Genomic DNA, 12,155 nt, shown 5'->3' on the forward strand with positions numbered 1-12,155 from the left:
CGGATGGCGCGGTCGCGTGACCGCCGGCACGGCCCGGGCGCGCGGAAGCCCGCGAGGCGCGCCGCGGGGAAACGCGTTCAGCCGAGGAATCCAGCGAGCGCGCGCGCCAGCCGGTCCGTGTCGGTGGCGGGATCGAACCAGCGGGCGTCGAGCTCGCCGCGCAGCCAGGTCATCTGCCGCTTGCCGAGCTGCCGGGTGGCGGCGATCGCCCGTTCCCGGAACGCATCGGCACCGGTCGCGCCTTCCAGGTGCTCCCATGCCTGCCGATAGCCCACTGCGCGCAGCGCGGGCAGGTCCAGCGGCGCGGGATGGTCGCGCAGCTGCGGCAGCGCGCGCAGGGCGGCGACCTCGGCCAGGAAGCCGGCCCGGAGCATGGCATCGAAGCGACCCGCGATGCGCCCGTGCAGCGCCGCGCGATCTCGCGGCGCCAGCACCAGCTTGAGTACCCGGTACGGCAGCCTGGGCGGCGGCGGATCCGCGTTCCATTCGCTGATCCCGCGGCCGGTCAGGCGATGGATCTCGAGCGCGCGCTGGATCCGCTGCGCGTCGGTGGCGTGGATGCGCCGCGCGGCCAGCGGATCGACCTGCGCCAGCTCCGCGTGCAGCGCCGCCCAGCCACGCTCGCCCGCCTCATCCGCCAGCCGCGAACGCAGCGCCGCATCGGCCGGAGGCATGGCCGACAGCCCCTGCAACAGGGCGCGGAAATACAGTCCGGTGCCGCCAGCCAGGATCGGCAGTCGGCCGCGCGCGGCGATGGCATCGATCGCGACGCGGGCGTCGGCGGCGAACGCAGCCGCGGAATACGGTTGCCACGGGTCGCGGATGTCGAGCAGGTGGTGCGGCGCGCCTGCCCGCTCCTGCAGCGTGGGCTTGGCTGCACCGATGTCCAGGCCGCGGTACACCAGCGCCGAATCGACACTGACGATCTCGCCGCCCAGGCGCTGCGCGCAGTCGATCGCGAACGCGGTCTTGCCCGATGCGGTCGGGCCCATCAGGGCGATGACAGGCGGGCGGGTGTCGATCATGCGCGGATTATCCCGCACGGCGTGGCACGGGACCGGGCGCCCCTGGCCACGGTCAAGCCGCCCGCCTGCTCAGTACCCGGTTTCGCGCAGCGAGGCGCGCACCTCGTCGTGCGTACTGCGGATGTCCTGCGCCGGCTCGCGCCCGAGCAGGCTGACCGCGATGATCGCGACGGTCGCCACCAGGAAACCGGGCACGATCTCGTACAGCTCAAAGCCCATCCGCTCCACTGCCACCTGCTTCCAGGCGATCACCACGATCGCGCCGCTCACCATGCCGGCCAGCGCGCCGTCGCGCGTCATCCTGCCCCAGAACAGCGACAGCACCAGCACCGGCCCGAACGCGGCACCGAAGCCCGCCCAGGCATAGGACACGAGGCCCAGCACCCGGCTTTCCGGATCGCGCGCCAGCCACAGCGCCACCAGCGCGACCAGCAACACGCTCGCGCGCCCGACCCACACCAGCTCGCGCTGGCTGGCCTGCTTGCGCAGGAAGCCGCGGTAGAAATCCTCCGACAGCACGCTGGAGCACACCAGCAGCTGGCTCGACAGCGTGCTCATGACCGCGGCCAGGATCGCCGACAGGATGATGCCGGCGATCCAGGGATTGAACAGCAGCTCCACGGCGGCGATGAACACGCGCTCGGGATTGGCGTCCACGGGGCCGGCCGCCTCGGGATTGAGCGAGAAGAAGGCGATGCCGAAGAAGCCGACCATCAGCGACCCGATCATGCACAGGATCATCCACGCCATGCCGATCTTCCGCGCCTTCGGGATCGACTGCACGCTTTCGGCGGCCATGAAGCGCGCCAGGATGTGCGGCTGGCCGAAATAGCCCAGGCCCCATGCGATCGCCGATACGATCGCCAGGACTCCTCCCGCGCCGACCCACTCCAGGCGCGCGGGATCGACCTCGCGGATCAGATCCATGCTGCCGTCCAGGCCGCCATTGGCCACCAGCACCAGCACCGGGGTGAGCACCAGCGCGAACAGCATCAGCCAGCCCTGTGCGACGTCGGTCCAGCTCACCGCCAGGAAGCCGCCCACCAGGGTGTAGAGGATGGTCACCGCCGCGCCCCACCAGATCGCCTGCGCATACGGCAGCGCGAACACGCTTTCGAACAGCCGCGCACCGGCGACCACGCCCGAGGCGCAGTACACCGCGAAGAACACCAGGATGATCACCGCCGCCAGCACCCGCAGCGAGCGGTTGCGGTCGTGGAAGCGGTTGGTGAGGTAGTCGGGCAGGGTCAGCGCGTTGCCCGTGCGCTCGGTGTACACGCGCAGCGGCCCGGCGACGAAGCGCCAGTTGAGCCAGGCGCCCAGGGTCAGGCCGATCGCGATCCAGGCTTCGGCCAGGCCGCTGGCATACAGCGCGCCTGGCAGGCCCATCATCAGCCAGCCGCTCATGTCCGAGGCACCGGCCGACAGCGCGGTCACGATCGGGCCGAGCTTGCGGCCGCCCAGGATGTAGTCGTCGAAGTTCTTGGTCCGGCGCCAGGCGTAGAAGCCGATCAGCACCATGCCGGCGAGATAGACGAGAAACGTGATGATGAGCGGCGTGCTGGTCTGGAGCATGGGCGCAGGAATCCCCGGTCGATGCCGCCGCCCCTCCGGCGCCAGCGGTGGCACAGCCTAACGCAGGCACTCTGCGATGCACACCGCAGTGGCCGGTGGCATTGCCGGGCCGGACGCGTGGCGTCAGCGGCCAGGCGGCCCGGGATCAGGCGTCGTCGGGCCAGGAAATCGCGGGCGCGGGCGTCGCCGCTCGCGGCGCAGGCACGGCATCCACCGCCGCCCACACCTTCAGCGCATCGAGGGTGGCGGCGACGTCGTGCACGCGCAGCAGCATCGCGCCGCGCTGGGCGGCGATGAGGTGCGCGGCCACCGAACCGTGCACGCGTGCTTTCGCATCCTCGCGCCCTGTGAGCTCGCCAATGCTGCGCTTGCGCGACAGCCCCGCGAGCACCGGCACGCCGAGTTCGATGAAGCGTTCGAAGCGCGCAAGCAACGTGATGTTGTGGGCGGTGGTCTTGCCGAAGCCGAAGCCCGGATCGGCGACGATGTGCTTGCGGGGGATGCCGGCCATTTCTGCGGCGAAGATGCGCTCGGCCAGGAAGCGGTGGACCTCGCCGACCACGTCGTCGTACTCCGGCGCATCCTGCATCGAGTGCGGCTCGCCCAGCATGTGCATCAGCACCACCGGCACGCCGAGCGCGGCGGCCGTGTCCAGCGCGCCCTCGGCCCGCAGCGCGCGGATGTCGTTGATCATCCCGGCGCCTGCGTCGACCGCGGCGCGCATCACCTCAGGGCGCCAGGTATCGATGCTGATCGGAAGCGATGTCTCACGCGAAAGGCGTTCGATCACCGGCACCACGCGGCGGATTTCTTCCTGCGCGCCGACGCTGTCGGATCCGGGGCGGGTGGATTCGCCGCCGACATCGAGGATGTCGGCGCCCTCGGCTGCCAGCCGGAGGCCGTGCGCGACGGCGGCGTCGAGGTCGAAATGCTCGCCGCCGTCGGAGAACGAATCCGGCGTGACGTTGACGATGCCCATGACCCGCGGGCGGTCAAGGCGCAGGAGGCGTCCGGCGCAATCGAGGGTGGGGACGGTGTCGAACATGGGCGGGCTCCGGCGGGCAGAGCCCGATTATCACCCGCCGCAAACAATGAAGCCGCCCCATGTGTGGGAACGGCTACAGCTCGCACCGAAAGGAAAGGGGGCGGTTGCCCGCCCCCTTTTGCTCACGCCTGTGGGGCGGGATCCGTGATCGGCGGCAGCGGGCGCTTGCCGTCGGAATCGTCGTCGTCGCCCTTGGGCTCCGGCTTGTTCCAGCCGATTGGCGCCGGCGGGTCGCGGCCTTCCATGATCGCGTCGATCTGCGGCACGTCGATGGTCTCATACTCCAGGAGCAGCTTGGCCATCGTGTGCAGCTTGTCCAGGTTCTCGGTGAGGATGGTCCTGGCGCGGTTGTAGGCCTTGTCGAGGATATCGCGCACCTCTTCGTCGATCCTGCGCGCGGTCTCGTCGGAGACGCTCTTGTGCTGCGTGACCGAGCGACCCAGGAACACTTCATCCTCTTCCTCGCCGTAGGCGATCGGGCCGAGTTCGGTCGACAGGCCCCACTTGGTGACCATGCTGCGGGCCATCTTGGTGGCGCGCTCGATGTCGTTCGAGGCGCCGGTGGTGACCTTGTCCGTGCCGAAGATCAGCTCTTCCGCCACGCGGCCGCCATACAGCGTGGCCAGGCGGCTGTGCAGGCTCTCGCGGGTGGAGCTGTAGCGGTCGCCCTCGGGCAGGAACTGGGTCACGCCCAGCGCGCGGCCGCGCGGGATGATCGTGACCTTGTAGACCGGGTCATGATCCGGCACCAGGCGGCCGATGATGGCGTGGCCGGCCTCGTGGTAGGCGGTGTTGGTCTTCTCCTCCTCGCTCATGGCCATCGAGCGGCGCTCGGCGCCCATCAGGATCTTGTCGCGCGCCTTGTCGAAGTGGTCCATGCGGACGTCCTTCGCGTTCTCGCGCGCGGCGAACAGCGCCGCCTCGTTGACGAGGTTGGCGAGATCGGCGCCGGAGAAGCCGGGGGTACCGCGCGCGACCACCATCGGCTCGACGTCGTCGGCCAGCGGCACCTTGCGCATGTGTACCTTGAGGATCTGCTCGCGGCCCTTGACGTCGGGCAGGCCCACCACGACCTGGCGGTCGAAGCGGCCAGGGCGCAGCAGCGCAGGGTCGAGCACGTCGGGGCGGTTGGTCGCGGCGACCACGATCACGCCCTCGCCACCCTCGAAGCCGTCCATCTCGACCAGCAGCTGGTTGAGGGTCTGCTCGCGCTCGTCATGACCGCCGCCGAGGCCGGCGCCACGGTGGCGGCCGACGGCGTCGATTTCGTCGATGAAGATGATGCACGGCGCGTGCTTCTTGGCCTGCTCGAACATGTCGCGCACGCGCGACGCGCCCACGCCGACGAACATCTCGACGAAGTCGGAACCCGAGATCGAGAAGAACGGCACCTTGGCCTCGCCGGCGATCGCCTTGGCCAGCAGCGTCTTGCCGGTGCCCGGCGGGCCGACCATCAGCACGCCGCGCGGGATCTTGCCGCCGAGCTTCTGGAAGCGCGAGGGATCGCGCAGGAACTCGACCAGCTCCGACACCTCCTCCTTGGCCTCGTCGCAGCCGGCGACGTCGGCGAAGGTGACCTTGATCTGGTCGTCGTTGAGCAGCTTGGCGCGCGAACGGCCGAAGGACATCGCGCCCTTGCTGCCGCCCTGCTGCATCTGCCGCATCATGAAGAACCAGAAGCCGATGATCAGCAGCACCGGCAGGAAGTTGAGCAGCAGCGACCACAGCGTGATGCCCGACTCCGGCGGCGCCTGCTTGATCTCCACGCTGTGGTTGATCAGGTCGTCGACCATGCGTTCGTCGCGGCGCGGCGCAGTGGTGATTCCGGCACTGCCGTCCTTGCGCTGGAACTGGATCGACCGCTCGTCGCTGGCGATGTCGACCGACTTGATGCGGTCGTTGCGGACATCGGTCATGAACTGCGAATACATGACGTCCTGGCTGCCGGCCACTTTCGGGCTGAAGCTGTTGAAGACCGCCATCAGCACGACGGCGACCACTACCCACAGCATCAGATTCTTCACCAGGTCATTCATTCAGCTCTGCTCCGCGGCGACGCCGCCTTGTTACTTCGGGTGGGCCAACTTGCCCTGCGCCAGTGCATAGACTTCCGGCGAACGCTGGCGCGAGGCCGCCGGCTTGCGGATCACGACCTTCGCGTAGCGCCGCCGCAGCTCGCGCACGTAATCGTCGAATCCGACACCATGGAACAGCTTGATCAGGAACGCTCCGTCCGGCCGCAGGTGCCGGTCGGCGAACTCCATCGCAAGTTCGGCCAGGTACATGGCCCGAGGCTGGTCGACCGCGTTCACACCACTCTTGTTGGGGGCCATGTCCGACAACACAAGGTCGACCGGGGCCCCGTCCAGCACGGATTCCAGCTGCGAGAGCACCACGTCTTCACGGAAATCGCCGTGAATGAACTCGACGCCGGCCAGCGGCGGCATGTCCAGGATGTCCAGCGCGATCACCCGGCCGCTGTCGCCCAGCGCCTGGCGGACCCACTGCGACCAGCCGCCCGGGGCGGCGCCCAGGTCGACCACCGTCATGCCGGGCCGCAGCAGGCGGTCGCGATCGACCAGTTCCTCCAGCTTGTAGGCCGCCCGCGAGCGCATGCCCTCCGCCTGTGCCTTCTTCACGAAGGGGTCGGCGAAATGTTCCTGGAGCCAGCGCTGGCTGCTTCTGCTGCGGGTGGCCATCGCTCTGTGGGAGGCGCGTGCGGGCCGCCATGATACCCTGCGCATCCCTTCGAACCTGACCGCCACCCCCATGACCGTCGACCTTACTTCCGCCCAGAACCGCTTCCTGCGCGGCCAGGCCCACGGACTCAAGGCGATGCTGCAGCTGGGGGGCAAGGGCCTGACCGATGCCGTGGTGGCCGAAGTCGCCGGCGCGCTCGAGCACCACGAGCTGATCAAGGTGAAGGTGGCGGCCACCGACCGCGAGGAGCGCGACGCCCTGATCGACGCCCTGGCCGCGCGCGCCGGCGCCGTGCTGGTGCAGCGCATCGGCCACGTGGCGGTGCTGTACCGCCCCAACAGCGAGAAGCGCCAGATCGTGCTGCCGCGGGCCTGAGGCCCGGTCCGCCATGGATCTCGTCCAGGAACGCCCCGACTACGACTATGTGCTGCGCGCCGCCAACGGCCGCTCGGCACTGGTCAACGACCGCCAGCTGCAGGCCAGCTTCATCCTGGCCCCCGACCGCCTGGTCGAGGACTGGGCCGCCACCGCGGTCACCGCGCTGACGCCTGAAGACCTCGAGCCGCTGCTCGCGCTTGCGCCCGAAGTGCTGGTGATCGGCACCGGCGACACCCAGGGATTCCCGCCCCCGCGCACGCTTGCCGCGTGCCTGGCCCGCGGCGTGGGCCTGGAGGCGATGAACAACGCGGCCGCCGCGCGCACGTTCAACGTGCTCGCCAGCGAGGGGCGGCGCGTGGTCGCCGGCTTCATCCTCTCAGGCGACTGAGCCGGGACACCGGCGAGCCGGGCGCGCTCAGCGCCGCGGCAGGTAGCGCAGCGGGTCGACCGGCTTGCCGTTGTAGCGGATCTCGAAGTGCAGCATGTCGCGGTCGGCGCCGGTACGGCCCATTTCCGCGATCTGCTGGCCCGCCTTCACGCGGTCGCCCTCGCCCACCAGGCGCTTGCGGTTGTGGCCATAGGCAGACAGCCACTGCTCGTCGTGCTTGATGATGATCAGCTCGCCATAGCCGACCAGGCCTGAGCCCGAATACACGATCACGCCGTCGCCGGCCGCGCGCACCGCGTGCCCGGCCGAGCCGGCCACGCCGATGCCCTGGCGGGTCGGGTCACCTTCGGTGAAACGGCTGACCAGCTGGCCGTCGGCCGGCCAGCGCCAGGCCACAGCGCTCTTGAGCGGGGCGGCACCGGTGGGCTGCGGCGGTGCCTGCGTGGGCTGCACGGTCCTGCCGCGGCTGTCGGTGACCGGGCGCGAGGTGCCGCTCGTCCGGCCCCTGGACGCGGTCGCCGTGCCCGCCGTGCGCGCGTTGCCACCCGCGCCGGACGAGGGATAGAGGCGCAGGCGCTGCCCGGGATAGATCGTGTAGGGCGCCTGGATGCCGTTCCACATCGCCAGGTCGAGCGGGCTGATGCCGTTGTTGGTAGCCAGCCGGTAGAGGTTGTCGCCCTTGCGCACGGTGACCGCCTGGCCCGGCTTCGGCGCCGACGCCCGCGTCGCGGAAGAGCCACCTTCGCGGACCACCTTGCTTGTGCCGCAGCCCGCAAGCGCGAGCATCAGTGCGACGGCGGAAACCAGGGCGATGCGGGTGGTGCGACGGATCGGGAGCATGCGCGAGGGGACCTCCGGGCTGGACATGGCGTGCGGTTTCAACCTGCGAAGCGCTGCCACAGGTGCGTCAAGGCAAGTCCGCTGCTGGCAATCAACACGCTGAAATAGATCACGGTGCCCATTGTGGCGAGGTGGCCGAGCAGCACCGCACCGCCATCGCGCTGGATGAAGCCCACAGCGTAAAGCAGCAGCGCGATCGCGGGGATGGTGTTGCTGAACGGGATGAGTCCGAACGGCGCCATCAGCAGCAGGGCGGCGAAGATGAAGGCGAGGTTGTTGAACAGCTGCTGCGCGCGGCCGTCAACCACGCCGGCCATGCGGTGCGGACGGCTGATGCGCTCCAGCCGGCGCACCCAGGACATGCCGGCCGCGAGCGCCGGACGCAGGCGATCGGCGGGCAGCCGCCGCTCGGCCAGTTTTCGCGGAATCCACAGCGGCCGCCCGGACAGGCGGCTGATTCCTACCAGCAGGATCGCCGCGCCGAACACCGTGCTCACCCCAGGGATCGATACCGGAATCAGGAACACCAGGGTCAGCAGGATCGACAGGACCAGCAGCCCTTCGTCGCCAATGACGCCGAGCAGCTCGCCGAGGCTCATCGAACCCGTGGGCAGGCGCGCAATGACCGCTTCAAGCTGGCTGCGCAGCGAGGCGTCGCCGGCGGGCCCGGACGGAGGCACGGAGGTGGTCATGCCTAGTCCACCAGCCCGGAGAGGAGGGGCACGAACGCGACCGCGGCCAGCGTGTCCTGTGTGATGCGGCCATCGGCGTCCTTGCGCAGGCGCAGCAGCGACTGCGCGCCGCCCGCACCTACGGGGGCCACCAGCACGCCGCCGGGCGCAAGCTGCGCGGTCAGCGCATCGACCAGGGCCGGCGCGCCGGCGGTGACCAGGATGCCGTCGAACGGCGCCTCTTCCGGCCAGCCGATGCGGCCGTCGTCGTGCTTGCTGCGCACGTTGAGCCCCAGCGAGCGGAAGCGCTTGCGCGCCACCCGCAGCAGATCACCGATGCGCTCCACGGTGTAGACCTTCAGGCCCAGCGCACCGAGGATCGCCGCCTGGTAGCCGGACCCGGTGCCGACTTCCAGCACACGCTCGGGATGCGCGCCGTCGGCGAACAGGGCTTCGGTCATCCGCGCAACGACCCAGGGTTGGGAGATGGTCTGGCCGTGGCCGATGGGCAGCGCGGTGTCCTCGTAGGCGCGGGTGGCCAGCGCCTCGTCGATGAACAGGTGCCGCGGCACCACGCGGATGGCGTTGAGCACGCGTTCGTCGGCGATGCCGTTGTCGCGCAGGCGCTCGATCAGGCGATCGCGCACGCGCTGCGAGGTCATGCCCATGCCCAGCGCCTCGGGCTGCAGGCGCAGCCGCGGGGTCACGCCGGGGCTCCGTTGCGCAGCGCCTGTTCGAGCCCACCGACCCAGGCGGCCACCTGCTCCAGCGCCTGGTAACGGGTCAGGTCGACCTGGATCGGGCTGATGGCGATGTGCCGGGTGCGCACGGCGTGGAAATCGGTGCCGGGGCCGGAGTCCTGCTCCTTGCCGGCGCCACCGATCCACCAGAAATGGCGGCCGCGCGGGTCCTGTGCCGGGATGCAGGCCTCGGCGCGGTGGCGGTTGCCCAGGCGCGTGACCTCGAAGCCCTCGATCTCCGCCCAGGGCAGGTCGGGCACGTTGACGTTGAGGATGGTGTCGGCCGGCAGCGGGTCGGCCTTCAGCCGCGCCACGATCTCGACCGCGGCGCGCGCGGCGGTGTCGTAGTGCCGGCCCGGCCTGCCGCCGGTGACCAGCGACACCGCGACTGCGGGCAGGCCCAGGAACCGGCCTTCCATCGCCGCGGCCACGGTGCCGGAATAGATGACGTCATCGCCCAGGTTGGCGGTGTCGTTGATGCCCGAGACCACGATGTCCGGCTCGTCCTCGAGCATGCCGGTGATCGCGACGTGCACGCAGTCGGTCGGCGTGCCGTGCACGCGCCAGGTGGACGCATCCAGCTGCACGGCCTGCAGCGGAAGGTCCAGGGTGAGCGAGTTGCTGGCGCCGGAGCGGTCGCGATCGGGGGCGACGACGGTGACCTCGTGGCCCGCGGCGCGCAGGCCTGCGGCGAGTGCGCGGATGCCCTGGGCGTCGACGCCGTCGTCGTTGCTAACGAGGATTTTCATTGCCGCAATGATAGCGGAAGGCGACGCGGCGGGTCCCGCGCGCTAGGCTTGCGCGATGGCTGGAGCGGACGGAAAACACGACGACGAAGACGACGCGGCGCTGTTCCGCGCCGCGGTCGGCCCGGTGCGCGAGCTGCCCGCGACGCCTGCGCCACCGGAACGCCCACGGCCGCGCCCCAGGGCGCGCATGGCCGAGCGCGACGAGGCCCAGGCGCGCGAGGACTTCCGGCTGGGCCGGGGAGTCGCGTTCTCGATCGAGCGCGGCGACGTGCTTTCGCACCGGCGCGAGCAGATTCCGGCGCGCACGCTCAAGCGGCTGTCACAGGGGCTCTATGCCGCCCAGGACGAACTGGACCTGCACCACACCGATGCCGCGACCGCGGAGGTCCTGCTGCGCCGGTTCCTTCTCGACGCACGCGATGCCGGCCATGGCTGCGTGCGCGTGGTCCACGGCAAGGGCATCAATTCCGACGACAGCCTGCCGGTGCTGAAGAACATCGTCGACCGCATCCTGCGCCAGCGCGCCGACGTGCTGGCCTTCCATTCCGCGCCGCCCGCCCAGGGCGGGACCGGCGCGGTGCTGGTGCTGCTGGCCCGGCGCTGACTACGGGTCGCTGGCGGCCACGAGCCGGGTCGGCGGCTGTACCCAGTGCACCTCCACCCCGCGGCTGAGCGCCCTGCGCTCGACCCGCGACATGTACTCGACATCGGTGATGTACCTCGCCTGGCCGTCGGGTTGCACGGCCTGCCGCGAGGCCATGCCGTCCGTGGTGGCGCAGCCTGCCAGCAGCGTGGCCGCAGCTGCGAGCAGGACCGTTCGAAGAATCGTCTTCATGGCCGTCTCCCGTCACTGCGCGCCGCGATGGCGGCGCACGATCACGGTCTATACCCGCGCGTGGCGCGCCACCAGTGCCGGCGCGCGCTTTCCGACGGGTGGCGCTCAGTCGGCGCCGGCGTGGCCGCCGGCGTCGGCGATTTCGCCCAGTTCCGCCAGCACCGAGGTGGCATAGGTTCCCGGCGGCAGCGCGAACGCAAGCTCCAGCGCGCCATCGTCCAGCCAGCGCCATGCCAGGCCGTCGGGACGCAGGCGGGTCGCTCGCCGCTCCTGCTTCAGGCCCGCGGCTTCAAGGCCGGCGCGGAGCGCAAGGCTGTCGTCATCGGCAAGTGCGGCGAGTTCACGTGCGCGCGCATCGCCCGTACTGCGCAGCTCGCCGCGCCCCCACAGCGGCGCGCCGGGATGGATGTCGAAGGCCGCCAGGCGTTCGGCCAGCGCATCGCTGAAAGGCTCGGGCCCGAACACGCTGCGGCTGCCGTCCAGCATCCAGGCCTCGCCTTCAAGGCCGCGATCCCAGCTGTCGTCGGCCACGCGCGTGGCCAGCACCCGGTTGAACAGTGCCGAGCGCGCCGCCGACAGCAACAGCGTGCGCTCGTCGCGGCGCACGCGCCGGCCGGCGAACATGCGCCGCGCCTTGTCGACATTGGCTCCGCCGCGCCCGAAGCGCTGCACGCCGAAATAGTTGGGCACGCCGCGCGCCGCGATCGCCTGCAGGCGGGCGTCTACCGCGCCGGGGTCGCCTTCCAGCTCGCGCAGCACCAGCACGAAGCGGTTGCCGGCCAGCGCACCGCGCGGCAGCTTGCGCGCATGCCGCGCCTGGCCGATCACCCGCAGCGACTGCCCGGCGGCGGGATCGTCGCGCTCGAGCGCCGCGACGTCAGGCGCGTCGCGTCCGGGCAGGTGCACGCTGAAACGCTGGCGGGTCAGCGCGTGGCGATCCTTGAGCCCGGCATAGCCGATCGCGCGCTCATCCACGCCGGCCCATTCCGCCAGCAGGCGGGCGACGAAGGCGGTGTTCATGCCGCGCTTTTCGATCGTCAGCAGCAGGTGTTCGCCGGCACCGCTGGCCTCGAAGCCATCGAGTTCGGTGACGTCGAAGTCTTCCGGCGCAACGCGGATCCGCGCGGCAAGCACCGGCGCGCCGTGGGCGCGCGGTGGCGCCACGTTCAATGCCGCAGGCCCAGGCTCGGCCGCATGCCCGAAGTCATG

The 12,155-nt window shown here is 70.6% G+C and carries 14 protein-coding genes; 3 read left to right on the forward strand and 11 right to left on the reverse strand.

The window, feature by feature from the left end; all coding sequences use genetic code 11:
• Positions 1-77: 77 nt before the first annotated feature.
• The 5 genes from miaA to rlmE all read right to left on the reverse strand — a co-directional run bounded on the left by miaA (position 78) and on the right by rlmE (position 6,344).
• Positions 78-1,025: a tRNA (adenosine(37)-N6)-dimethylallyltransferase MiaA gene (miaA, locus tag WCE39_RS01350; protein WP_343274917.1), complete on the reverse strand. Its 948-nt coding sequence runs from the start codon at positions 1,023-1,025 to the stop codon at positions 78-80.
• Between the two features lie 69 nt (positions 1,026-1,094).
• Complete coding sequence (gene putP, locus WCE39_RS01355) at positions 1,095-2,600, reverse strand: sodium/proline symporter PutP (RefSeq protein ID WP_343274918.1); 1,506 nt, start codon at positions 2,598-2,600, stop codon at positions 1,095-1,097.
• A 145-nt stretch (positions 2,601-2,745) separates the two neighbouring features.
• Entirely contained in the window at positions 2,746-3,645 is a 900-nt protein-coding gene (folP, locus tag WCE39_RS01360) for a dihydropteroate synthase (RefSeq protein ID WP_343274919.1), read from the reverse strand.
• 122 nt (positions 3,646-3,767) lie between these two features.
• Entirely contained in the window at positions 3,768-5,681 is a 1,914-nt protein-coding gene (gene ftsH / locus WCE39_RS01365; RefSeq protein WP_343274920.1) for an ATP-dependent zinc metalloprotease FtsH, read from the reverse strand.
• Positions 5,682-5,711: 30 nt separating this feature from the next.
• The gene (gene rlmE / locus WCE39_RS01370; protein WP_343274921.1) at positions 5,712-6,344 is read right to left on the reverse strand and encodes a 23S rRNA (uridine(2552)-2'-O)-methyltransferase RlmE; all 633 of its coding nucleotides are present in this window, start codon (positions 6,342-6,344) and stop codon (positions 5,712-5,714) included.
• 70 nt (positions 6,345-6,414) lie between these two features.
• Here rlmE and yhbY point away from each other — a divergent pair, with 70 nt between their 5' ends.
• Entirely contained in the window at positions 6,415-6,720 is a 306-nt protein-coding gene (gene yhbY, locus WCE39_RS01375; RefSeq protein WP_343274922.1) for a ribosome assembly RNA-binding protein YhbY, read from the forward strand.
• A gap of 13 nt (positions 6,721-6,733) precedes the next feature.
• A complete protein-coding gene (locus tag WCE39_RS01380) occupies positions 6,734-7,111 on the forward strand; it encodes an Mth938-like domain-containing protein (protein WP_343274923.1) in 378 nt (125 codons plus the stop codon).
• Between the two features lie 27 nt (positions 7,112-7,138).
• On the opposite strand, the gene WCE39_RS01385 is transcribed toward WCE39_RS01380, so the two are convergent.
• Genes WCE39_RS01385 through surE form a run of 4 tightly spaced genes read right to left on the reverse strand, consistent with a single transcriptional unit; the run spans position 7,139 to position 10,111 of the window.
• Positions 7,139-7,951, reverse strand: coding sequence for a peptidoglycan DD-metalloendopeptidase family protein (locus WCE39_RS01385; protein WP_343274924.1), 813 nt, complete (start codon positions 7,949-7,951; stop codon positions 7,139-7,141).
• A gap of 38 nt (positions 7,952-7,989) precedes the next feature.
• The gene (locus WCE39_RS01390) at positions 7,990-8,643 is read right to left on the reverse strand and encodes an exopolysaccharide biosynthesis protein (RefSeq protein ID WP_343274925.1); all 654 of its coding nucleotides are present in this window, start codon (positions 8,641-8,643) and stop codon (positions 7,990-7,992) included.
• Between the two features lie 2 nt (positions 8,644-8,645).
• Entirely contained in the window at positions 8,646-9,329 is a 684-nt protein-coding gene (locus WCE39_RS01395) for a protein-L-isoaspartate(D-aspartate) O-methyltransferase (RefSeq protein ID WP_343274926.1), read from the reverse strand.
• Positions 9,326-10,111: a 5'/3'-nucleotidase SurE gene (gene surE / locus WCE39_RS01400; RefSeq protein ID WP_343274927.1), complete on the reverse strand. Its 786-nt coding sequence runs from the start codon at positions 10,109-10,111 to the stop codon at positions 9,326-9,328. Before surE ends, WCE39_RS01395 begins: the two co-directional genes overlap by 4 nt.
• A 55-nt stretch (positions 10,112-10,166) precedes the next feature.
• Here surE and WCE39_RS01405 point away from each other — a divergent pair, with 55 nt between their 5' ends.
• A complete protein-coding gene (locus WCE39_RS01405; RefSeq protein ID WP_343274928.1) occupies positions 10,167-10,715 on the forward strand; it encodes a Smr/MutS family protein in 549 nt (182 codons plus the stop codon).
• Here the strand turns inward: WCE39_RS01405 and WCE39_RS01410 are convergent, their stop codons facing one another.
• Both WCE39_RS01410 and truD read right to left on the reverse strand, forming a co-directional pair.
• On the reverse strand, positions 10,716-10,946 hold the full coding sequence (locus WCE39_RS01410) for a hypothetical protein (RefSeq protein ID WP_343274929.1): 231 nt from the start codon (positions 10,944-10,946) through the stop codon (positions 10,716-10,718).
• Positions 10,947-11,051: 105 nt separating this feature from the next.
• A complete protein-coding gene (truD, locus tag WCE39_RS01415) occupies positions 11,052-12,110 on the reverse strand; it encodes a tRNA pseudouridine(13) synthase TruD (protein ID WP_449283954.1) in 1,059 nt (352 codons plus the stop codon).
• Between the last annotated feature and the right edge of the window lie 45 nt (positions 12,111-12,155).

Origin of the sequence: Luteimonas yanweni (genome assembly GCF_039548475.1) — a bacterium.
Classification (GTDB): Bacteria; Pseudomonadota; Gammaproteobacteria; order Xanthomonadales; family Xanthomonadaceae; genus Luteimonas.

Coding starts and splice junctions, on each gene's coding strand:
- miaA (WP_343274917.1), bottom strand. CDS start 1,025: ATGATCGACACCCGCCCGCCTGTCATCGCCCTGATGGGCCCGACCGCA.
- putP (WP_343274918.1), bottom strand. CDS start 2,600: ATGCTCCAGACCAGCACGCCGCTCATCATCACGTTTCTCGTCTATCTC.
- folP (WP_343274919.1), bottom strand. CDS start 3,645: ATGTTCGACACCGTCCCCACCCTCGATTGCGCCGGACGCCTCCTGCGC.
- ftsH (WP_343274920.1), bottom strand. CDS start 5,681: ATGAATGACCTGGTGAAGAATCTGATGCTGTGGGTAGTGGTCGCCGTC.
- rlmE (WP_343274921.1), bottom strand. CDS start 6,344: ATGGCCACCCGCAGCAGAAGCAGCCAGCGCTGGCTCCAGGAACATTTC.
- yhbY (WP_343274922.1), top strand. CDS start 6,415: ATGACCGTCGACCTTACTTCCGCCCAGAACCGCTTCCTGCGCGGCCAG.
- WCE39_RS01380 (WP_343274923.1), top strand. CDS start 6,734: ATGGATCTCGTCCAGGAACGCCCCGACTACGACTATGTGCTGCGCGCC.
- WCE39_RS01385 (WP_343274924.1), bottom strand. CDS start 7,951: ATGCTCCCGATCCGTCGCACCACCCGCATCGCCCTGGTTTCCGCCGTC.
- WCE39_RS01390 (WP_343274925.1), bottom strand. CDS start 8,643: ATGACCACCTCCGTGCCTCCGTCCGGGCCCGCCGGCGACGCCTCGCTG.
- surE (WP_343274927.1), bottom strand. CDS start 10,111: ATGAAAATCCTCGTTAGCAACGACGACGGCGTCGACGCCCAGGGCATC.
- WCE39_RS01405 (WP_343274928.1), top strand. CDS start 10,167: ATGGCTGGAGCGGACGGAAAACACGACGACGAAGACGACGCGGCGCTG.
- WCE39_RS01410 (WP_343274929.1), bottom strand. CDS start 10,946: ATGAAGACGATTCTTCGAACGGTCCTGCTCGCAGCTGCGGCCACGCTG.